Source organism: Segatella intestinalis (assembly GCF_029348455.1).
Lineage (GTDB): Bacteria > Bacteroidota > Bacteroidia > Bacteroidales > Bacteroidaceae > Prevotella.
On the sequence record NZ_JARJVV010000012.1, the window covers coordinates 107,643 to 130,523 of the forward strand.

Genomic DNA, 22,881 nt, shown 5'->3' on the forward strand with positions numbered 1-22,881 from the left:
TATGAAAAGACTGTACATCATCATTGCTGCCATGATCATAAGCATATCAGGCATCATGGCACAACCAGGGCCAGTACAGAAGATGGCAAAGAGCGTCTTCACACTGACCACATTCAACAAAGACGGACAAATCATCGCCTCGACACAGGGCGTGTTTATCGACAATAAGGGAACAGCCATCAGTACCTTCAAACCATTCATCGGAGCCACCAAGGCCACTATCGTAGATGCCAGCGGACGCTCTACAGACGTAGACGCCATCCTTGGCGCCGACGAGCTCTATGATGTCGCCAAGTTCAGGATCAAGGCATCCACAGCCGCTGCCACCCTGGCGAGCAGCACCACACCTGCAGGAAGCAAAGTGTGGCTCGTTCCCTACTCCATCAAGAAGCCAGCCTTCCAGCAGGAGGAGATCAGCAGCGTAGAGACATTCAACAACACCTACAACTACTACATCTTCATCACCACGGTGCCCGAGAATGCCATCGGCTGTCCCTTTGCCAACAAGGACGGACAGGTCATCGGACTGATGCACAGCAACGGATCGGTGACAGCCATCGATGCACAGTACGCCAAGCAGCTCAAGGTGACAGGACTCTCCACCCTCGATGCCGCACTCCGCGAGACAGGCATCCGCACAGCCCTGCCCGACACCGAGCAGGAGGCTGTCATGATGATGACACTGAAGAAGGGACAGATAGCCTCCACCGACTTCGATAAGTATGTCGACGAGTTTATCGGCAAATTCCCGGCATCCGCCTACGGATACAAGGAAAAAGCATCCCGGCTCTCCAACGAGGCAAAATATGAGGAATCATCAAAGCTGATGGAGGAATGCATCAAGAAGGCAGCCAAGAAGGACGAGGCTTACTCAGCCTATGCCGACATCATCTATCAGAAGGCAGTGTACAAGGGCGACTCCATCTATTCCGCATGGAACATCGACAAGGCCATAGAGATGATACGCAAGGCATACAGTATCAACGCCCTTCCTGCCTACAAGCATCAGGAGGCGCAGTACAGCTACTTCAAGGGCGACTATCAGCAGGCACTCAGCATGTTCCTCGACCTCACCAAGACCAACATCAACAGTGGCGAACTGTATTACGAGGCAGCCCAGTCGAAAGCCCAGCTCAATGCACCCGCCGGCGAGATAGAGGTGCTGCTCGACAGTGCCATCGCCGTAGGACAGAAGACAGGACTGGCAGCTCCCTACTATCTGGCGCGTGCACAGTTCTTCGACCGCAAGGGCGAATATCGCAAGGCGCTGCCCGACTACAACCAGTACGACTCCCTGACCCATACCGTAGACCCCACCTTCTTCTATGCCCGCTACAAGTGCGAGACGAAGTTGCGTATGTGGCAACAGGCGCTGCTTGACATAGCCCGCACCTGCTACTTGGCGCCCAAGGAGCCCACCTACTTTGCCGAATGGGCAAGTCTCGACCTCCGCGTCAAGCGCATCGACGAGGGCATCAGCGCCGCCAAGGCCTGCATCAACCTCGCTCCCGAATATGCCGACGGCTATCTGCTCTTGGGTCTGCTGCAGCGCGAGAAGGGACTGAAACAGGAAAGCATCGAGAACCTCAAGAAGGCACAGGAGTTGGGTGACACCCGTGCCGAAGAATATCTCAAGCAATAATTTTATCGGCTTCCATGCCCCTGTCAACGAGATAAAGTTGAGTGATAAACACTTAGCGGACAGCAATAACAGCAAATAATCCCGAAAATATTTGGTAGATTGCAAAAAAAGCAGTAATTTTGCATCCGCATTAAGAAACAGAGTATGGTTCCGTAGCTCAGTTGGATTAGAGCAACAGCCTTCTAAGCTGTGGGTCTTGGGTTCGAACCCCAACGGAATCACTCTCATCATGATGCAAAGCAGGTGATATGATCATTAGATTGTATCACCTGTTTTGTTTTAGTACATCCGAAATCGAAAATGACTAATGACTAATGAGCGAGTCATAGAACGTTTTCATCAATCTAAGTATTTATCAAAGTTTCGTCAAGAAGATTTTTGTCTTTGTCAAGAATTTGAGAAACAACGTTCGGCGTCCGAAGGGGAAGCCAATTTAAGAATTTTTCTACAAATGCCTTTGCTTTTCTGTCGGCATTTTCTATTTTGCTACGTGCGGTGAACGTTAATTCTCTGTTTCTCAAATTCTTGACTAAAAATACTCTTGACTAAAAATTATTCTCCGTCACCAGTGCCGCCGCCTTCGGTCTGAGAGCCGCCACCACCCTGGGTATTGTCGGTGCTGCCGCCAGTCTGAGAACCGCCGCCGCCAGTCTGAGAGCCGCCGCCTTCGGTAGTGCCGTCAGTAGAAGGAGAGGCAGGCTTGCTGATGTCGACGTTGTCCTTGCCCTGCTTGATGGCCTTGATGACGGCAGCCTGTGCGTCACGGGATGCAACGAGGTTGAACTCTGCGTCGTCACGGAGAGACTTGAACTCTGCGCCTGGCTCCCAGATCACCTTCACACCAGTGATGTTCTGAGCATTGAAGGCGTTGGGGTCCTCCACACCCTTGCTGGAGAGAGAAACGGAGAAGTCACCGAGGTCGCCGAGGCGGATCTTCTTGCCCTCAAGCAACTGCTCTCGCATACAGTCGACGGTGAGGTAGAGGATGGCTGCGATGTCTGCCCTGCTGTACACGCTGCCGTGGCTTGAGATGTGGCGGGAGAACTTGTCGATGTTCATCACTCCGGTGTACTGTGCGACGGCGAAGGCGTTCTGCTTCTCGGTCTTCACGAGTGCGAGGTCGGCTGGCTGCGGAGTCTTGCCCTCCTTCTTTGCCTGGTTGATGCGTGACTTTGCCTGGTTGATTTCAATGAGGTTTGCGTTCACGCTGCGCTTTACGATGCTGTAATTAATCATAGTTCTGTAGGTTTTTGAATGATAGTTTAATACTTTGTCAGCTGCCCGATAGTGCCACCTTTTGGGTCTTAATAGATGACCGGCGCCTGTCGTCTATTGTGACCGCCCTTGGTCGTAATAGATGCCTCCTGCGAGGCTCCCTGAGCACTTTCATTGGTTGACGGTGCAAAGAAAATGCAAACGAGCGCAATGAAAGCTTGCTTTCAAATTGCCGAGTGCTGCTTTTCTTCTGCAAAGATACGACATTTTTCGGCTGTTTGTTCAAAAACGGGGGTAACTTGTTAAGCAAAGCAGGTTAAAAATGACAAGAAACAGTGCTGTAAGTTGCTGTGTATGTGTGGAATACGAAAACTTCGATTTTTTGCGTATTACCATCAGCTTTATAAAAGCGAACAACTTATTTTTTAGTCATTAGTCATTAGTCATTAGTCATTAAGGAATTTTGAAAATTCGATTTTTATCCAATAAAGAATATATAATAAATATATATATATTTATTATATATTCTTTATTGAGTTTTTTCCATTTTTCTTAATGACTAATGACTAATGACTAATGACTGATTTTACTGAAAGAGTACGCAGTAAAGTAACATTACATATTTATCATCCAAACGGCAGTGCAGAAACGGGAAAAAAATCATATTCAGAACTCCAGACTTTTCTTAAAATCTGTTCATGAAAAGGTAAGTAAAAGTCTTTAAATTAACAATATACAACATAAAAGAGAAAAGTTAGCTCATATTTAACTTTTACTATGTATACTTATTGCAGTTTCCAATCCGTGAATTTGTATAAATATACTAAGCCACATTATCAAGGCAGAATGTATAAATATGCGTTATTGAGAAAACAGGAATTTTCGGTGCAAAGAACGCAGTAAACAGATTTTACAAAAACTGCATCTTCTTCTCGCTTTTCACAGTCATCAATATCACATAATGAAAGCCGTCAGCGAAAGCAAACCGTCTTGCCACATCGACATTTATTTCTTTCTTTCCGTCTCATCGACGCAGGAAACGGCGGATGGCAAACCAGAAGTAGAATGCCAAGAGGACATAACCCACATAATATAGTGTGCAGAGACTGAAGATGATGTAATCGACTGCACAGACTCCGACAAGACCTCCCAGATACAGGATGGCATCGCCAAGACTGAGACGATGCTTTACCTCGTCGAGACAGGCCAATGCCAATATCAATATCGCCCAAACAGACGCCAGGAAGAATCCCAACACACGGGGTACGGCAAAGGGATTGAGAGTGGGATGAAAATAGAAATGACGCCACATCTCGGGTGCAAACAACTGGATGGTGGCATAGAAAGCCGCTGAGAGCGACACCATCAGCACCAATGCCGTAGGATATGGCGAGTCGATGTCGTTGAAATGAACGATGCGCGCATTGCTGTGGGATATCTTGCGCAGAAGATAAGCCACAGAAATCAACACGATGACGATCATGAAGATGAGCAGGTGGGTGTTGCTGAAGATGAGGATGAACTGAGAGATGGGATCGTCGGGGACGACACGGGGCAACAGACGGGACTCGTGTGTCCAGCCAAACTCATTCTCCTCGGTGGCCAACTGTACCCATACGGAGTCTTCTGCGTCCTGGGGAATGATGCGTATGTCGGAAACGACCAGCAGGCAGTGCTTCCTGACGGCAAAGGAGTCGATGCGCAGATGGTTGACATACTCCTCTGGCTGCTGACGTATCAGCATGAGTGAGTCGGAACTGACTACAAAGTTGTATTTGTTGGTGTAATGATGCGTGGAGGAAAACGAGATGGAGTCGAGTTGCCGGTCGCTGTACTCTATCAGGGCGGCATGCTGAGCCTTGCCACCATGACGATGATAGCAACCGCTGAGCAGCAACAGCATGCCCAACAGACAACAGGTAATCCATGTATTTCGTTTTACTTTGCTCATATATCATTCTTTTTTCAACGCTCAGAATACACATTCATTTGGCATTCGTTGCAGGCAAACTGGAGGCGGAACTTCCTGCCGTCGCCCAGACGAAGGAAGAGCGGTTCCTTCCACGTGGGCTTGCGCCCTCCCCGCTTCACACAATAGCCCAACGAATAACGCAAACAGTGGCGGCACTGCATCAGCAGAACCTCCTCCTGCCGCTCTGCCCCGTTGCGCAGCTCGAAGGCATAGCCTGGCTTCGCCATGCCGTGTGCCTGATAGAAAGAGCGGGCACTCTGATTGGCGATATTGTAGAGATAGCTGTACTTGGCGTATTCCGGCTGCCATGCCTTTGCGGGCGATGTCTTGTCGGCGGAAGCCTCTGTTTGTGATGCCTCCGGGGCTGCAACGGCTCCCGACAGGGCTGACACCAAAGAACGGCGCAGGTCGGTAAGCACACTGCTGGGGATGAAATACTGGTCGGCTGCATTGCGAATCTCCACCTCACGGCACTCATAGATGGTGCCGCCCAACTTGCTGAGTTGTTTGATGATATTCTCGCGCTGCGGCTTTTTCGCCATGCTGTGCTCAAAGGCTACGGCTTCGGTAGCCATGTATTCCAAGGAGGCATGCTGCTCGGCATCTCCGCTCACGAATGGGGTCTTTCCCTGCTCCTTGCAGTAATAGGCAGTGGCTGAGAAGCCGCTCACAGCGTCCTCATCGTACAAGTCGAAGACAATCTTGACAGGAATCTTCCGTTCTGCCGTTCTGCCTGCCAATATCCTGCTGAAAGCGACGTCGTTGTTGCGATAGAGCGCCACTCCGGGACGCAGATGACGAGGCATCTCTAAGGGGAAGAGGCGGTTGCCCTCGGCATGGTTGACACGGAAGCCTTCCAGCTCGCGCTCGTCATTGATGAAACACAAGCCGTCGCCATTGGCAAAGCTCGCCACGGATGCTACATTGAAACTGTTGCCGCGCAACTCCTTCACCTTTCCCACATACTCGCCGATGGCCTTCGGGGTGTCGAAGGAGGTGATGTCCATCTGTCTGCCACGAAGGAAATAATGGGTAAAACCACGGTTGAAAGTCTTCTTCAGGTTGGGCTCGAAAGCATAGCGGGGTCTGCCCAGCGATGGACGCTCATACTCGCCGGGGCGCTGGCGGCAGATGTCGTCGAGGCGCTGGCTGTAGGCTGCCACCACATTCTTCACGTAGTCGGCATCCTTCAACCTGCCTTCGATCTTGAACGAGCAGGCTCCGGCGTCTGCCAAGGCCTCCAGGTTGTCTATCTGGCACATATCCTTGAGGGACAGCAGATGGCGCTGATGCTCGATCTCCTGTCCGTCGGCATCGAGAAGGTCGAACTTCATGCGGCAGAACTGGGCGCACTCGCCCCTGTTGGCAGAGCGGCCGAAACAGTACTCTGACGCATAGCACACGCCGGAATAGCACACACAAAGCGCACCATGGACGAACACCTCGAGCTCCATATCGGGCACGGCGGCATGAATGGCCTCTATCTCACTGACCGAGAGCTCGCGAGCCAATACTGCCCGATGAAAGCCCAACGACTGAAGCCACTTCACCTTGTCGGCAGTCCTGGTGTCGCACTGGGTGCTGGAATGCAGTAACTCTGTCCACCCGCCCTCTGTCGACAGAGGGCCCTCGCCCTGAAGGGCATAGAGCACACCCATGTCCTGCAACAGCAGGGCATCGACACCGGCTGCCTGCAACTGCTGAATCATCTGCAGGGTGTCCCTGATCTCGGAATCGTAGACTATGGTGTTGACCGTGACATGCACCTTGGCATGAAACTGATGGGCGTAGTCGCACAGCTGACGGATATCCTCGATCGAGTTACCCGCAGCCGCACGGGCACCAAACTTGGGTGCTCCGATATATACGGCATCTGCGCCATGGTCGATGGCTGCGATGCCGCACTCTAAATTTTTGGCAGGTGCCAGCAATTCCAAAGTTCTCATTCTTCGCTTTTTCGCTTCTTCGCTTTCGCGCTTACTTGATGTCATCAATATTATAAGGTGTCTCCTGGTAAACGTAATAGTTGATCCAATTGCTGTAGAACAGGTTGGCATGCGCCCTCCAGGTCACCATGGGCTCCTCGGTGGGATCGTCGTGATAATAATAGTTCTTGGGCAAGTCGACGTCATCACGCTTGCCCAGGTCGCGACGGTATTCCTTGTCGAGTGTGTCGGGAGCGTACTCCAAATGGCCCGTGACAAAGAACTCCCTGCCGCCACGTGCCATCACGATGCTTACACCGCTCTCGGGCGACTCGGCTATGATGTCAAGCCCCGGCACCTTCTCAATGTCCTCGCGTCGCACCTCGGTATGGCGGCTCTGCGGCATGGCGAACCAGTCATCGAAGCCACGGAAGATAGGCAGCGAGGGGTCGAGGGATTTCTGTCGGAAGATGCCAAACATCTTCTTGCTGAGTGGATGCTTGGGTACGCCATAGAAATGGTAAAGTCCTGCCTGCGCGCCCCAGCAGATGTAGAGTGTGGAGGTGACATGGGTACGAGCCCAGTCGAAGATCTGCTGAATCTCGGGCCAGTATTCCACGTCCTCGTACTGCATGGTTTCGATGGGTGCACCCGTCACGATCATGCCATCAAACTTCTGCTTTGACAGTTCGGCAAAGTCTTTGTAGAACATCATCATGTGCTCGATGGGGGTGTTCTTGGGAGTATGGCTCTTCAGTTTCATGAAGTACACCTCTATCTGCAGTGGTGTGTTGGAGAGCAGTCTGACGAGATCGGTCTCCGTTGTTATCTTCAGCGGCATGAGGTTGAGCACTACGATACGCAGGGGGCGAATCTCCTGACTGTGCGCCCTGCTCTCGTCCATGACGAAGATATTCTCGTGCTTCAGCAGCTCTATGGCTGGCAATTTATCTGGCAATCTTAATGGCATGATTCTATTCCTTTCTCTAATTTTGTGCAAAAATACACTTTTTCAATGAGATAATGAAAAAAGGATGCCAAAATTTCTTTCAGCATCCTTCTTTTTGTCGATTATTACCAAAGTTCCAGTCGCTCATTCTTAGGAATGAACATCTTGTCGCCCGGCTTCACACCGAAGGCCTCATACCAGGCATCGATATGTGGCAGAGCTCCGTCGACACGCCATTTGCCCAAAGCGTGTGGGTCGTTCTTGACGCGCTGACGTATCTCCTTCTCGGTGATGTTCTGTCCCCATACGCCTGCGTAGGCCAGGAAGAAGCGCTGAGCTGGAGTGAAACCGTCCTTGTTCTTGAGGGGCTTCTTGGCGGTGACATTCTTCAAAGCATTGAAGGCTACCATCAAACCGCCATGGTCGGCAAGATTCTCGCCCAGTGTGAAACGGCCGTTGCCATTCAGGTCGGGCAATACCTTGATATTGCTGAAGAAGTCGGCATACATGTCGGCACGCTGATTGAAGCCCTTGGCATCGTCGGCTGTCCACCAGTCCTGCAGATTGCCAGTAGCATCATACTGGCGGCCCTGATCGTCGAAACCGTGAGTCATCTCATGACCTATCACGACACCGATGGCGCCATAGTTGAACGCCTCGTCGGCCTTTGGGTCGAAGAAAGGATACTGCAGGATTCCGGCAGGGAAACAGATCTCGTTGGTGGTAGGATTGTAGTAGGCATTGACGGTCTGTGGAGTCATGTACCACTCGTCTCTGTCGACTGGCTTTCCGGCCTTCTCGGCGATCTCCTTGTCGTTGGCAAACTTGCGGCAAGCCAACACATTCTCGTAGTAACTCTTGGAAGGATCGATGTTGAGCAGGCTGTAGTCGGTCCACTTGTTGGGATAGCCTATCTTGACATAGAACTTGTCGAGCTTCTTATGGGCTGCAGCCTTGGTTACGTCGCTCATCCAGGTCTGTGCGTCGATACGCTCGCCCAAGCTGATCTGCAGGTTCTTGACCAGGGTCTCCATCATCTTCTTGGAACTCTCGGGGAAGAACTTCTTGCAGTAGATGCGGCCAAGCGCCTCACCCATCTGATTCTCTACCTGATTGGTGGCACGCTTCCAGAGAGGATAGTCCTCCTGACGGCCACTCATGGTCTTGCCGAAGAAGTCGAAGTTGGCCTCGCGAATCTCATCGGTCAGGTAAGCGGAAGAGCTACGGATGACACTCCAGAACATCAGCGCCTTCAGGACAGAGGCGTTCTCGGCTGCCGAAAGCTTGTCGTAGGCTGCAAAGAATGCTGGCTGACCTACAATGAGTTCCTGCATATACTCGCTCTTGATGCCCTCGCCATTGGCCAAGGCCTCGAGAGGTATGTTGGGATAGTTTTCACAGAACTGCTTGAGAGTCATCTTGTTGTAGTTGGCCTGTGGGTCACGAAGCTCGGTGCGGCTCTTGGAAACAAAGGCAAGACTGGTTTCGTGCAGGAAGATGGCCTGTGCATACTGGACAGCATCGGCTGCAGAGAAACCATAGAGCTGGAACATCTTGGCAAGATATGCCTTGTAAGCCTCACGGATGGCCACAGTGGCGGCATCGTTGTTGAGGTAATAATCCTTGGCGCCAAGGGTGAGACCGCCCTGCGAGAGATTGTAAATGTTCTGAGTGACATTCTTCTCGTCGGCACCGAAACCAGCACCATAGCTTACTCCGAGTCCCATCCAGGCATACTTGATTTGCAACTTCTGCAGGTCGGCCTTGGTTTGGGCAGCAGCTATCTCGTCGAGCAGAGGCTTTACGGGAGCTATGCCCTCCTTGTTGCGACGGTCGACATCGATCGCCAACTTGTAGAAGTCGGACAGTTTCTGCTCGATACTTCCCTTCTTGTAGCTCTTTTTCTGGAGCTCGCCCAAGATGCTGTTGATACGCTTGTTGTTGTTTTCCTGCAACTGGTCGAAGCTTCCATAGCGGCTGTAGGCTGCTGGCAAAGGATTGTTCTTCTGCCATCCGCCTGTGGCAAACTGATAGAAATCGTCGGCAGGCTTTGTCGTCTTGTCAAGATTGCTCATGACAAGTCCCGACTTGTTTTGTGCGTCTGCACCCATAGGCATGGCTGCTATCATCACCATCGGGATAATCATCTTCATGTTCATAATGTTATAATTATTTGGTTATTGTTGTTTTGTCTGGATTTTATTGCCCTGACACTTCTTCCAGCTCCTCGGAGAGGACGAGCCAGTTGTCGTTCTCCTCATCGAGTTTCTGCATCAGCGAGGTGTACTCTGTGACGAGCTCCATGTTGGTGGCATTCTCGGGCTTCATCAGCAAATCGTCAATCTCCTTCTTGCGTTTTTCCAAGGTGGCGATACGCTGCTCGCAGTCCTTCACCGCCTTCTCGGCCTTGCGAATTTTCTTCTGCTGTTCCTTGTGCTCGGCGTAGCTCTGCTTCTTCGACGACGCATTGTCTGTTGCGACAGGCGATGCGTCCTGCTGCTGTGGCTTGGCTGAAGAAGCGCCCATGGATGGCTCGCCCTTGGCAAGGGCTGCCTGGATGGTCTCGGCATTGTGGGCACGCAGATAGTCGTAGATACCGCCCAGATGCTCGCGTACCTTTCCGCCACCAAACTCATACACCTTGTCTACCAGTCCGTCGAGGAACTCACGGTCGTGGCTCACGATGATGGCAGTTCCGTCGAAGGCCTTGATGGCTTCCTTGAGAACATCCTTCGACTGCATGTCGAGATGGTTGGTTGGCTCATCGAGAATCAGGAGGTTGACAGGCTCGAGCAGCAACTTGATCATCGCCAGTCGGCTGCGCTCGCCGCCACTGAGCACCTTGACATACTTCTCGGAGGTCTCGCCGCCAAACATGAATGCTCCCAAGAGATCGTTCACCTTGAGGCGCATATCGCCCGTGGCCACATTGTCTATGGTCTGGAAGATGGTAAGGCGCTCGTCTAAGAGCTGTGCCTGGTTTTGTGCGAAATAGCCTATCTGCACATTGTGGCCTATCTTCAGCGTTCCTGTAAACGGAATCTCGCCCATGATACACTTCACAAGTGTGGACTTTCCCTCGCCGTTCTTGCCGACGAAAGCCACTTTCTCACCGCGCTTGATGGTAAGGGTGACGTGGTCGAAAACTGTATGCGAGCCATAATCCTTGCGCACCTCGTCGCAGATAATGGGATAGTCGCCACTGCGAAGACAGGGTGGAAACTTGAGGTGCATCTGCTTGTTGTCGACCTCGTCGACCTCAATGGGCACGATCTTCTCCAACTGCTTGATGCGGCTCTGCACCTGCACGGCCTTGGTGGGCTTGTAGCGGAAACGCTCTATAAAGTCCTTGATATCGGCAATCTCCTTCTGCTGGTTCTCGTAGGCTCGCAACTGCTGTTCGCGGCGCTCTGCACGAAGTACCACATACTCGTCGTATTTCACACGATAGTCCTCTACCCTGCCGCAGGTTATCTCTAAGGTGCGGTTGGTCACATTGTTAATAAAGGCACGGTCGTGGCTGACCAGCACCACCGCCTTGGCACTCTGGGCAAGAAACTGCTCCAACCACTGTATACTCTCTATATCGAGATGGTTGGTAGGCTCGTCGAGAAGAAGCACGTCGGGTTTCTGCAACAGTATCTTAGCCAACTCGATACGCATACGCCATCCACCAGAGAACTCACGGGTAGGACGGTCGAAGTCATCGCGGGTGAAGCCCAGACCTGTAAGCGTGCGCTCTATCTCTGCCTCATAGTTCTCGCCGCCCATCATCATGTAGCGTTCATGCTCCTGGGTAAACTTCTCTACCAGTTGGGCATACGACTCGCTCTCATAGTCGGTACGGTCGGCCATCTCTTGCTGCATCTTGTCGAGACGTGCCTTCATCTCTGTGTTATGAGCAAAGGCCTTGCGGGTTTCCTCCTTCACGGTGGTGTCGTCCTGCAACTTCATCACCTGTGGCAGATAGCCTATCGTTGTCTCGTTGGGCACAGCCACAACGCCATCTGTTGGTTTCTGCATACCACAAAGTATCTTGAGCATCGTCGACTTACCTGCTCCGTTCTTGCCCACCAGGGCTATGCGGTCACGGTCGTTGATGACAAAGTTCACATCGTGGAAGAGAGGTTTTACGCCAAACTCGACTTTCAAGCCTTCTACTGAAATCATATTTTCTTATCTCGTTATTATTTTACCGTCACAAAACACTTATTTTCCAAAAAGGCAGCCCTTCATTCCAAGGGCTGCCTCTCTCTATAATATAAATAGGTGTAATTCCAATATAAGTAGCGCTTACTTGATGACGCCTTCCTCTACGAAGACCTCCTTCAGAATTTTCACACCGCGTTCTACCTGCTCCTTGGTATGAGTAGCCATGAGGGCGAAACGTACCAATGTGTCCTGAGGAGCACATGCTGGAGGGATAACTGGGTTGATGAATACACCACGGTCGTAAGCCTTCTTGGTTACCTCGAAAGTCTTCATAGCATCGCGCACATAGAGAGGAATGATAGGACTCTCTGTCTCGCCAATCTCGAAACCTTCCTCACGGAAACGCTTCAGGGCGTAGTTGGTAACATCCCACAACTGCTCGAAACGCTCTGGCTCGTTCTGAATGATGTGAAGAGCCTCCAAGGCTGCTGCTGTGGCTGCTGGAGTGTTGGATGCACTGAAGATATAAGTACGGCAAGAATGACGCAGGAAGTTGATGGTGTCCTTGTCTGATGCGATGAAACCACCGATAGACGCCAGACTCTTGGAGAATGTACCCATGATGAGGTCGACCTCGTCGGTAAGACCAAAGTGATCGCATACGCCACGTCCCTGCTTGCCAAACACACCCAGGCCATGAGCCTCGTCCACCATGATGGAGCAGTTGTACTTGTGCTTCAACTTGACAATCTCTGGCAAGTTGGCCAGGTCGCCCTCCATAGAGAAGACGCCATCGACAACGATCAGCTTGATAGCCTCATGAGGCAAGGTCTTGAGTACGCGCTCAAGATCCTCCATATCATTGTGCTTATAGTGCAGCTGGGTTGCAAACGAAAGACGGCGGCCGTCTACGATACTGGCGTGGTCGCGGTCATCGCAGATGATATAGTCATTGCGGCCTACCACACAAGCCAACACGCCCTGGTTGACAGAGAAACCTGTAGAGAAGCACAGGGACTCATCCTTGTGCATGAACTCGGCCAACTCCTTCTCGAGCTGTACGTGAAGGTCGAGGGTTCCATTGAGAAAACGGCTTCCTGCACAACCAGAACCATACTTGTCGAGAGCAGCCTTGGCTGCATCGATAACACGCTGGTCGTTGGTCAAACCCTGATAAGCATTAGAACCGAACATCAAAATCTTATGTCCATCGATGTCGGTAACTTCCGTCATCTGCTTACTGGTGATCTCACGGAAGTATGGGTACACACCGGCAGCCATATACTTCTGAGGTTCACGATAATTCTTGTATTTTTCTTGTAATTGTCCCATTATGAATAGGTGTACTTTTTATAATTTCTAAGTTTACAGGGTGCAAAGATACAAAAAAGAACTAATATATCGTGATTTTTTCCAAGAAAGTTGATTTTTAGTGTTTTTTTAGGGTCTAAAAAGGCGTTTTTATACTAATTTTATTACTTTTGCAACTGAATATTCATAAAATTCTGTCTAATTAGATGAAGAAGAAGATCGTTTTTATCATGAATCCTATCTCGGGCACGGCAAGCAAAGCATCCATCCCCAACCTGATAGATAGCATTCTGGACAAGGACCGCTTTGAGTACGAGATAAGAACTACGGAAAGAGCCGGACACGCATCGGAAATTGCTTCCGAGGCGAAGGAGGCTCATGTTGACATTGTGGTGGCTGTGGGAGGTGACGGTACTGTCAACGAAGTAGCAAGAGCCATCGTACACTCCGACACAGCCCTGGGAATTCTGCCTTGTGGATCGGGCAACGGACTGGCTCGTCACCTCATGCTGCCCATGAACCTGAAAAAGAGTATTGAGATCATCAACCAATGCGAGATTCACGACCTCGACTATGGGGTCATCAACGGCTATCCTTTCTTCTGTACCTGCGGTATGGGATTTGACGCCTTCGTAAGCATGAAGTTTGCCGAAAGCGGCAAACGAGGACCCATCAGCTACGCTGAGAACATTCTGAGAGAAGGACTGAAGTATCAGCCTGAAACCTACACCCTCGAGGACGAGACGGGAACAAAGCAATACAAGGCCTTCCTCATCTCGTGTGCCAACGCATCGCAATATGGCAACAACGCCTATATCGCTCCACAGGCATCGATGAGCGACGGACTGATGGACGTGGTCATCATGGAGCCTTTCGATGTACTGGAGGCTCCGCAGGTAAGTTTCGATATGTTCAACAAGACGCTCGACAAGCACTCCAAGATTAAGTCGTTCAGATGCAAAAAGCTGCATATCACCCGCACCAAGCCTGGTGTCATCCATTATGACGGCGACCCGGTTATGACGGGTGCTGACATTGATGTGCATTTGGAAGAGAAAGGCATCAAGATTATCGTCAACCCATTTGCCGACAAGAGTGCCCGGAAACCCAACGCCATACAGTCGGCCTTTGCCGATTTCTTCAACGGTCTCAATGCCGTGAGAAGCGACATCAGAGAGCAAGGAAGAAAGGTGGAGGCGCTGAGCAAACTCGTGCAGAGCAAACTGAACTTATGATGCTTGACGAAGGAGTTAAAGAGTTAAGGAGTTAAGGTGTTAAGGTGTTAAGGTGTTAAGACAAATGCCTTTAAGGGATTGTTTAATTTCAAGTCCACTTAAAGCATTTGTCTTAGCTCCTCAGCGACCGCAGGGAGCGATAACTCCTTAACTTCTTAACTTCCTTGAAACCCCATGAAAACTCCTTGAAAACTCCTTTGAAATCTACTTGATATAAAATTCTTCCGTTAACCGGGAATACCATTCCGAACGACTGCCATCCGGCAACTGGAGCACTTCTGTAGACTCCTCAAAGTTGCCCATACGGCTACGGGAGAAGGTAAGAAGAAGCCGTTTGGGAGCCTTGCGTTCCACAGTCTTCACCATGCATTTGCGAACAAGTGTAAAGCCCTTATAATAAGCCTCTTCCTCCACCCTGCCAAACACTTCTGTGGGTACAACAATCGACAGGAAACCATGTTCCGTAAGCAGACGTCTGGCTCCGGCAAAGAGGTCGGCAAAAGGCAGTGTGTCTGTGTGCCGGGCAAGCGAGCGCTTGACATCAGGATTCTTCAGACTGTCGACAAAGAAAGGCGGATTGCTGACGATGGCATCGTAAGGCTGGGAAGACAGAAAATCTTGCAGCGGACAATGACTCACATGCACACTTCCGGCAAAAGGACTTGCCGCCACATTCTCGGCAGCCTGCCTGCAAGCCTCCTCGTCAATATCGATGGCATCGACTACTGACTGCGGGAAACGCTGAGCCATCATGAGTGCTACGAGACCTGTCCCCGTACCTATATCCAGCACCCTGCTGCCTCCCAAAGCCCATGCTCCCAAGAGTACACCGTCTGTGCCTACCTTCATGCCGCACTTATCCTGCATGATTCCAAAATGTTTGAATTGAAAATCTGCCACCGTTTCTTGTTTTTATTCTGATTTACGCAACTTTCGCTTACCTCAGGAAAAACGCAAACAAGTCTGTTTTATTTTATCATTTTTACAAAAAAATGCCACGAATATATTAAAATATCTATACCAACCCCTCTGAATTCAATAAAAATGACTACCTTTGCACCCTAAAAAGAATTCTAAAAACGAATATGAACAGAAAACAAAATACACAATTTCAAATGATAGCCGATTTTGACGGCGATGCTTCTGTATTGGTGGCAGAAAGAGAATCAGGAGAATACCCTATTCTCTGCACACGCAATCTCGTCATCTTTCCTACCGTTCTGGCACCCATCATCGTGGGAAGACCCCAGAGCGTTCAGCTCGCCCAAAAGCTAATCGAAAATCCAGACAAGGTATTCTGTATCTTCTGCCAGAAAGATGAGGCTACAGAAAACCCCACATCTGGAAACCTCTATAAGACTGGTGTGTTTGCTAAACTCATAAAAACAGTAGAACTGCCAGGAGTAGAATCAGGTAACATAACCATCGTGGTACAGGCTCTTGGCAGATGCCGACTCGAACAGATCACATCAACAAGTCCTTACTACAAAGGACAGGTAACCAGTCTGCCAGAAAAGTGGCCCAACCTGGAAGACGTGCATTTCCAGACGCTGTTGGACACACTGCATCAGGAAACAACCAACTTCATACATGCCTGCGATGATATGCCCAATGAGGCTGAATATGCCCTCAACAACATATCCAACCCCATGATAGCTGCCAACTTCATCTGCAGCAACATGCCTTTCAGCATAGAGGACAAGATGGAGATGCTGGAGAAAGACAACCTCAGCGACCGTCTTTACATCGCTCTGAAAGCCGAGCACAAAGAGCTGCAGCTGCTGAGCATACAGTCGGACATCAAGCAGAAAACACGCTTCGACCTCGACGAACAGCAGAGAGAATACTTCCTGCAGCAGCAACTCAAGAACATACGCGAGGAACTGGGGGGAGACGAGAAGAATCCTGAGCGAAAAGAACTGGCTGAAAAGGCCAAGAACAAGAAATGGAACGAGGCTACAGCCAAGGCGTTCAATAAGGAATTGAACAAGCTCGAAAGCATCAACCCACAGAGCCCCGACTACTCTATCCTCGTCAACTACCTGCAGACCATGGTAGACCTGCCTTGGAATGAATACACTCAGGACAACCTAAGCCTCAAGCATGCCAAAAAAGTTCTCGACAAAGCGCACTATGGCATGGAAAAGGTTAAGGAACGTATCTTGGAATACCTGGCTGTAAGATCGCTGCGAGGAGACCTGAAGAGCCCTATCCTCTGCCTCTATGGCCCTCCAGGAGTTGGCAAGACAAGTCTTGGAAAGAGCATCGCCGAGGCGATGGGCAGAAAATATGTGCGTATGTCATTGGGCGGTCTGCACGACGAGTCGGAGATACGAGGACACCGCCGTACCTATATAGGAGCCATGCCCGGACAAATCATCAAGAACATTCAGAAGGCTGGAAGCAGCAACCCTGTATTCATCCTCGATGAGATAGACAAGGTGACACAGAACACCATCAACGGAAACCCGGCATCGGCTCTGCTCGAAGTGCTCGACCCAGAACAGAACAATGCCTTCCACGACAATTATCTCGATACAGACTACGATTTGTCGAAGGTGCTCTTCATTGCTACTGCCAACGATATCAGCAGTATTCCACGTCCGTTGCTCGACCGTATGGAGCTCATCGAGGTGGGCGGATACATCATCGAGGAGAAGGTGGAGATAGCCAAGCGACACCTGGTGCCACGCGAACTGAAGAATACCGGTCTCGACAAGTATGAGCCCAAGATAAAGTTTACCAAAGCAGCCATCGAAGACCTGATAGACCACTATACACGCGAAAGCGGAGTGCGCCAACTCGAGAAAGCTATCAACAAGGCTTTGCGCAAGATGGCATACAAGCTGGCATATACCGAAGAACTGGAGAAGCCTACCATCACTCCTGCTGAGGTGGAAGAGCTGTTGGGCAAGCCTATCTTCACACGCGACATCTACCAGGGAAACCAATATGCTGGCGTGGTAACAGGACTGGCATGGACATCGGTAGGAGGAGAAATCCTCTTCATAGAAACCTCGCTCAGCAAGAGCAAGGCTGCCAAACTCACCCTGACAGGAAACCTGGGCGACGTGATGAAGGAATCGGCGGTCATTGCGCTGGAATATGTCAAGGCACACGCCGACCTCTTGGGCATAGACTATCGTATCTTCGAAAACTGGAACATCCATATCCATGTGCCCGAGGGAGCTACTCCTAAAGACGGTCCTTCTGCTGGTATCACCATCGCTACAAGTATCGCATCGGCCCTGACACAACGCAAGGTGCGAAAGAACACAGCCATGACAGGAGAGATAACACTTCGTGGAAAAGTTCTCCCCGTAGGTGGCATCAAGGAGAAGATTCTGGCCGCCAAGCGAGCCGGCATTACCGATATCGTGATCTGTCAGGACAATAAGAAAGACATTGAGGAGATTCCTGAGATCTATCGCAAGGGAGTGGAATTCCACTATGTGGAGAATGTTGCCGATGTATGGCACTTCGCGCTCACCGACGAAAAGGTGGAACATCCCATCGATTTCACGATTCCCGAGGATGCGAAGAAAGGAGAGTGAGAAATCAATATAAACAAGAAGAATGAAATTCGAACTACAAGTAACAGATAAAGCCAGTGATGCACGCACAGGCATCATCACCACCGACCACGGACAGATAAAGACTCCTATCTTTATGCCAGTGGGAACTGTCGGATCAGTGAAAGGTGTGCACTTCGAGGAACTGCGCCAACAGGTTAAGGCACAGATCATCTTAGGCAACACCTACCACCTATACCTACGACCAGGACTCGAGGTCATCAAGGCCGCAGGCGGACTGCATGGCTTCAACGGATGGGACCGACCCATCCTAACAGACAGTGGCGGATTCCAGGTGTTCTCGCTTACAGGCATACGAAAGTTGCGTGAGGAGGGGTGCGAGTTCCGCTCTCACATCGACGGAAGCAAGCACATCTTCACACCCGAGAACGTGATGGACACTGAGCGAATTATTGGTGCCGACATCATGATGGCGTTCGACGAGTGTCCTCCTGGACAAAGCGACTTCCAGTATGCCAAGAAGAGTCTCGAGATGACACAGCGTTGGCTCGACCGCTGTTTCAAGCGCTTCAACGAGACCGAACCGCTGTACGGATATCAGCAAAGCCTCTTCCCTATCGTGCAGGGCTGCACCTTCCCCGAACTGAGAAGAGAGGCGGCCAAATATGTGGCAGACAAGGGAGCCGACGGAAATGCTATCGGTGGACTTGCCGTAGGCGAGCCCACTGAGGTGATGTACGAAATGATAGAGGTGGTGAACGAAATCCTGCCCAAGGACAAGCCGCGCTATCTCATGGGTGTGGGTACACCACAGAACATACTCGAGGCCATAGAACGAGGAGTGGACATGTTCGACTGTGTGATGCCAACCCGCAACGGACGCAATGCCATGCTCTTCACCTACAACGGAACGATGAACATGCGCAACAAGAAATGGGAAATGGACTTCAGTCCCGTAGACCCTGACGGATGCGACATCGACCGTATCACAACCAAGGCTTACCTCCATCACCTCTTCAAGGCACAGGAACTCCTGGCCATGCAGATAGCAAGCATACACAACCTGGCCTTCTATCTGCGACTCGTCACCGATGCGCGACAGCACATCGAGCAGGGAGACTTCGTGCAATGGAAAAATTCGATCATCGACCAGCTGGGACAAAGAATATAAAGACCACAGGCTGGGAGAACAAACGCAAAGACCACAGACAGACTGGTCGAACAAAAAAAAGACCTATTAAAAGGTCAAAAACATAAAATGAAGACATTTCATCAATTAAGAAAACATCGCAGGCTCTATAAAGCCAAAAGATGGTTCGGACAACACTTTGCTGGGCTCATACACTTCACACAATGGCTCGCAAAGAAGTTGGCCTTCCTGCGTATACTCAGGTTCCTGAACCCATTCAGGTATATCAAGCGCATGGACTGGTACATCATCAAGAAGTTTGTAGGCACATACTTCTTCTCTATCCTGCTGATTATCTCGGTGGCTATCGTGTTCGACGTAAACGACAACCTGCCTAAATTCACCGAGAATCATGCACCGCTGAGGGCTATCGTCTTTGACTATTACCTCAACTTCGTGCCTTACTTCGCCAACCTCTTCAGTGCGCTGTTTGTCTTCATTGCCGTCATCTTCTTTACATCTAAGATGGCTGGCAACTCTGAGATTATCGCCATCATGGCATCAGGCATCTCATTCAAGCGGCTGTTGCGCCCGTACATGATTACCTGCATCATGCTCTCGGCCATGTCGTATGCCCTCTCTGCCTATGTTATTCCCTATGGAACGGTGGTAAGACAGAATTTCGAAATCAAGTACAAGAAGAAGAGCAAGAACACATCGGCAGAAAACGTACAGCTGCAGGTGGACAGGGGCGTCATCGCGTATCTGCAGCACTACGACAACCAAAGCAAGAAAGGCTTCGGCTTCTGCCTTGACAAGTTCAAGGACAAGAAATTGGTAAGCCACCTCACCGCCATGGAGGTGCAGTACGACACCATCTCCGACTCCAAGTACCACTGGAAAATAAGAAACTGGAAGGTACGACAGCTCCAGGGACTGAAGGAGCACATCACCAGCGGAGCCGAGAAAGACACCATCATCATGATGGAACCCACCGACCTGGTATACTCCAAGGGACAGCAGGAAACATTTACCAGTCCTGCACTGAAGGATTATATCTCCAAACAGATCAACCGAGGTTCGGGCAATGTGGTGCAATACCAGGTGGAATATCACAAGCGAATTGCAGCCTCATTCGCCTCATTCATCCTTACCATAATAGGTGTGTCGCTCTCGTCGCGCAAGCGCAAAGGTGGAATGGGAACATCGCTCGGCATCGGACTGGCACTGAGTTTCAGCTACATCATGCTGCAAACCATCTCTGCCACATTCGCCATCCAGGACAACTTCCCGCCTATGCTGGCAGCCTGGATGCCCAACTTCCTCTTCGCATTCGTGGCATACTTCTGCTACCGCAACGCACCGAGGTAAGTATTAATGATTAATGACAAAAAAAGAAAAAAGGAAAAAGAAAAATAAGAAATATGTATTTCGACGAATTAGATTTAAATGACAACGTGCTCGATGCGCTCTACGATATGCGTTTCGACACTTGCACCCCAGTACAGGAGAAGTGTATTCCAGAGATATTGAAAGGCAACGACGTAATGGGAGTTGCACAAACCGGAACAGGCAAAACTGCTGCCTATCTGCTGCCAGTGCTCAGCAAACTCGACGACGGTGGTTATCCTTCTGATGCCATCAACTGTGTTATCATGTCGCCTACACGCGAGTTGGCACAACAGATAGACCAGGCCATGCAGGGCTTCGGATATTACCTGCAAGGCGTAAGCAGCGTGGCTGTATATGGAGGAAACGACGGAAACCGTTACGACCAGGAACTGAAAAGCCTGCGCATGGGTGCAGACGTGGTGATAGCTACACCTGGCCGACTCATCTCTCATATCAGCTTGGGCAATGTAGACCTCAGCAAGGTAAGCTTCTTTATTCTTGATGAGGCAGACCGCATGCTCGACATGGGATTCTCGGAGGATATCAAGACCATCGCAGCTAAATTGCCAAAAACTTGCCAGACCATTATGTTCTCTGCCACAATGCCCGAGAAAATAGAAGAACTGGCAAAGACTCTGCTCAAGAATCCTGTAGAGATCAAACTCGCAGTAAGCAAACCAGCCGAGAAGATACAGCAGAAAGCTTACGTATGCTACGAGACACAGAAGATGGACATCATCAAGGACATCTTCAAAGCTGGCGACCTGCAGCGAGTCATCATCTTCTGCGGAAGCAAGATGAAGGTAAAGCAAGTGGCAGGATCACTGCAGCGTAAACATATCAACTGTGGCGAGATGCACTCTGACCTGGACCAGGCTGAACGCGACAATATGATGTTCAAATTCAAGAGCGGACAAATCGATGTGCTCGTAGCTACTGACATCGTGGCACGAGGCATAGACATCGATGATATCGCATTGGTTATCAACTATGATGTGCCTCACGATACTGAAGACTATGTGCACCGTATCGGACGTACTGCACGTGCCGACCGCGACGGAGTGGCTATCACCTTTGTGAGCGAGGAAGATATCTTCTATTTCCAGCAGATAGAGAAGTTCTTGGAAAAAGAAGTGGAAAAGGTTGCTCTGCCCGAAGGATGCGGCGAAGGACCTGCATACACCAAGCAGAACAAGCCCAGAAAGGCAGGCAACAACAGCGCAAAGAGCAGACGACGCAAAGATCGTGAACAGACTGCACACAAACGCAAACCTGCCAATAAAACTGCCAACCGACCTGAAAAGGCTCAGCGTCGTACAGAAGACAACAACCCACAGGAAAACAGCAAGCAAGGCAACAACCAGCAAGACAACAACCAGCAAGGCAACAACCAGCCCAGGAACAAAGACAACAAGAAACAACAGGGCAACGCCAGACAACAGGGTAAGAACGCTCCTCGTACCAAGGATGGCCAGCAGCAGGGCAACAGCCAGCAGCAGAACAATGGTGGCAAACCTGAAAACGAGAATAAGCAAAATCGCAACAACCGACGTAAAGGCAATAATCGTCCTGCAAGCGATCAGACTGAAAACAAGTCACGCAACAGACAGGCACAAACTGACAACAAGCCAGGCAGCCAGGACAACAACGGCAAGCGTCGCAATGTACGCCCAGGCAGCAACGGCAGAGGAAGAGGTGTCAGCCAGAAGAAGACTTCTGAAAAATCAACCACACGTAAGGTTACACCTATCGTAAATCCTCAGAAGAAAGAAAATGTAGTCAAGAAATTCATCAAGCGCATTTTCGGCTTCAAAAAATAACAACAGCTCCAGTTTCTCGTCTACCTGAAGCAAGAAGAAACTGTAGTTGAAAACAAAAAAGTATCTTAAGTTACATGCAGATGTTTCTTAAGATACTTTTTTTGTTTTAAGATGATCCTGCCAATTACTTTTTTAGCTTCACTTACCTCTATCAGTAACTACTTTGCACCCCCTATAGCCATGAATAGTCAACTGTAAATAAGACTAATAATTAAGTAACTGAAGTTTCGCAAAGTGGTTCAAGTACAGGCTAAGGGCTTCTGCCCCTTCTGGGCGTATGGGAACATATTTGCGAAAGTTGAGAAAGTCTACGCGAATTATAAATAAGTAATAACTGAAGTCAACTCATATTATCAATAATACTTAGAGTAGTCAACTAAAATCGTTAAACCACAGATAAATCTATGTTCGATAGTTTAGAACATAAGTTCGGTACTTTAGAACATAAGTTCGAAACTTTAGAACATAAGTTCGGTAGTTTAGAACAGGGCAAACGCATCAAACTTTTTACCTTTTAACATATAGATATTAATGTTGTATCTTATTGAATATTAACTATTTATATTTGCTTATACCAAAAATATTTTGTATCTTTGTAAAGAATAA

At 49.8% G+C, this 22,881-nt stretch carries 14 protein-coding genes and 1 tRNA gene; 7 read left to right on the plus strand and 8 right to left on the minus strand.

Annotated features, from left to right (window positions below; all coding sequences use genetic code 11):
- Position 1: 1 nt before the first annotated feature.
- Positions 2–1,642 carry a tetratricopeptide repeat protein gene (locus P3T48_RS09620; RefSeq protein WP_276506546.1) on the plus strand — a complete coding sequence of 547 codons (1,641 nt, stop codon included), beginning with the start codon at positions 2–4 and terminating at the stop codon, positions 1,640–1,642.
- 146 nt (positions 1,643–1,788) lie between these two features.
- Positions 1,789–1,863 (plus strand) — tRNA-Arg (locus tag P3T48_RS09625).
- A 331-nt stretch (positions 1,864–2,194) separates the two neighbouring features.
- Here P3T48_RS09625 and P3T48_RS09630 read toward each other — a convergent pair.
- The 7 genes from P3T48_RS09630 to spt all read right to left on the minus strand — a co-directional run bounded on the left by P3T48_RS09630 (position 2,195) and on the right by spt (position 13,187).
- Positions 2,195–2,878: an HU family DNA-binding protein gene (locus P3T48_RS09630; RefSeq protein ID WP_276506547.1), complete on the minus strand. Its 684-nt coding sequence runs from the start codon at positions 2,876–2,878 to the stop codon at positions 2,195–2,197.
- A 1,003-nt stretch (positions 2,879–3,881) separates the two neighbouring features.
- A complete protein-coding gene (locus P3T48_RS09635) occupies positions 3,882–4,808 on the minus strand; it encodes a zinc ribbon domain-containing protein (protein WP_276506548.1) in 927 nt (308 codons plus the stop codon).
- Between the two features lie 14 nt (positions 4,809–4,822).
- A complete protein-coding gene (locus P3T48_RS09640; RefSeq protein WP_276506549.1) occupies positions 4,823–6,775 on the minus strand; it encodes a peptidase U32 family protein in 1,953 nt (650 codons plus the stop codon).
- Between the two features lie 31 nt (positions 6,776–6,806).
- Entirely contained in the window at positions 6,807–7,724 is a 918-nt protein-coding gene (gene metA, locus P3T48_RS09645) for a homoserine O-acetyltransferase MetA (RefSeq protein ID WP_276506550.1), read from the minus strand.
- Between the two features lie 104 nt (positions 7,725–7,828).
- Positions 7,829–9,862: a M13 family metallopeptidase gene (locus P3T48_RS09650; RefSeq protein ID WP_276506551.1), complete on the minus strand. Its 2,034-nt coding sequence runs from the start codon at positions 9,860–9,862 to the stop codon at positions 7,829–7,831.
- A gap of 40 nt (positions 9,863–9,902) precedes the next feature.
- Positions 9,903–11,873 carry an ABC-F family ATP-binding cassette domain-containing protein gene (locus tag P3T48_RS09655; RefSeq protein WP_276506552.1) on the minus strand — a complete coding sequence of 657 codons (1,971 nt, stop codon included), beginning with the start codon at positions 11,871–11,873 and terminating at the stop codon, positions 9,903–9,905.
- A gap of 123 nt (positions 11,874–11,996) precedes the next feature.
- Entirely contained in the window at positions 11,997–13,187 is a 1,191-nt protein-coding gene (gene spt, locus P3T48_RS09660; RefSeq protein ID WP_158462974.1) for a serine palmitoyltransferase, read from the minus strand.
- A 185-nt stretch (positions 13,188–13,372) separates the two neighbouring features.
- Between spt and P3T48_RS09665 the strand changes: the two genes are divergently transcribed.
- Positions 13,373–14,401: a diacylglycerol/lipid kinase family protein gene (locus tag P3T48_RS09665; RefSeq protein ID WP_276506553.1), complete on the plus strand. Its 1,029-nt coding sequence runs from the start codon at positions 13,373–13,375 to the stop codon at positions 14,399–14,401.
- Positions 14,402–14,605: 204 nt separating this feature from the next.
- On the opposite strand, the gene P3T48_RS09670 is transcribed toward P3T48_RS09665, so the two are convergent.
- A complete protein-coding gene (locus P3T48_RS09670; protein WP_158463001.1) occupies positions 14,606–15,268 on the minus strand; it encodes a tRNA1(Val) (adenine(37)-N6)-methyltransferase in 663 nt (220 codons plus the stop codon).
- Between the two features lie 218 nt (positions 15,269–15,486).
- On the opposite strand from P3T48_RS09670, the gene lon reads away from it, so the two are divergent.
- The 4 genes from lon (at position 15,487) to P3T48_RS09690 (ending at position 22,275) form a co-directional block, all read left to right on the plus strand.
- Positions 15,487–17,955, plus strand: coding sequence for an endopeptidase La (gene lon / locus P3T48_RS09675; protein ID WP_276506554.1), 2,469 nt, complete (start codon positions 15,487–15,489; stop codon positions 17,953–17,955).
- Between the two features lie 22 nt (positions 17,956–17,977).
- The gene (tgt, locus tag P3T48_RS09680) at positions 17,978–19,105 is read left to right on the plus strand and encodes a tRNA guanosine(34) transglycosylase Tgt (protein ID WP_217757534.1); all 1,128 of its coding nucleotides are present in this window, start codon (positions 17,978–17,980) and stop codon (positions 19,103–19,105) included.
- An 87-nt stretch (positions 19,106–19,192) separates the two neighbouring features.
- Complete coding sequence (locus P3T48_RS09685) at positions 19,193–20,434, plus strand: LptF/LptG family permease (RefSeq protein ID WP_217757535.1); 1,242 nt, start codon at positions 19,193–19,195, stop codon at positions 20,432–20,434.
- A 53-nt stretch (positions 20,435–20,487) separates the two neighbouring features.
- Positions 20,488–22,275: a DEAD/DEAH box helicase gene (locus P3T48_RS09690; protein WP_022252658.1), complete on the plus strand. Its 1,788-nt coding sequence runs from the start codon at positions 20,488–20,490 to the stop codon at positions 22,273–22,275.
- The last annotated feature ends 606 nt before the right edge of the window (positions 22,276–22,881 follow it).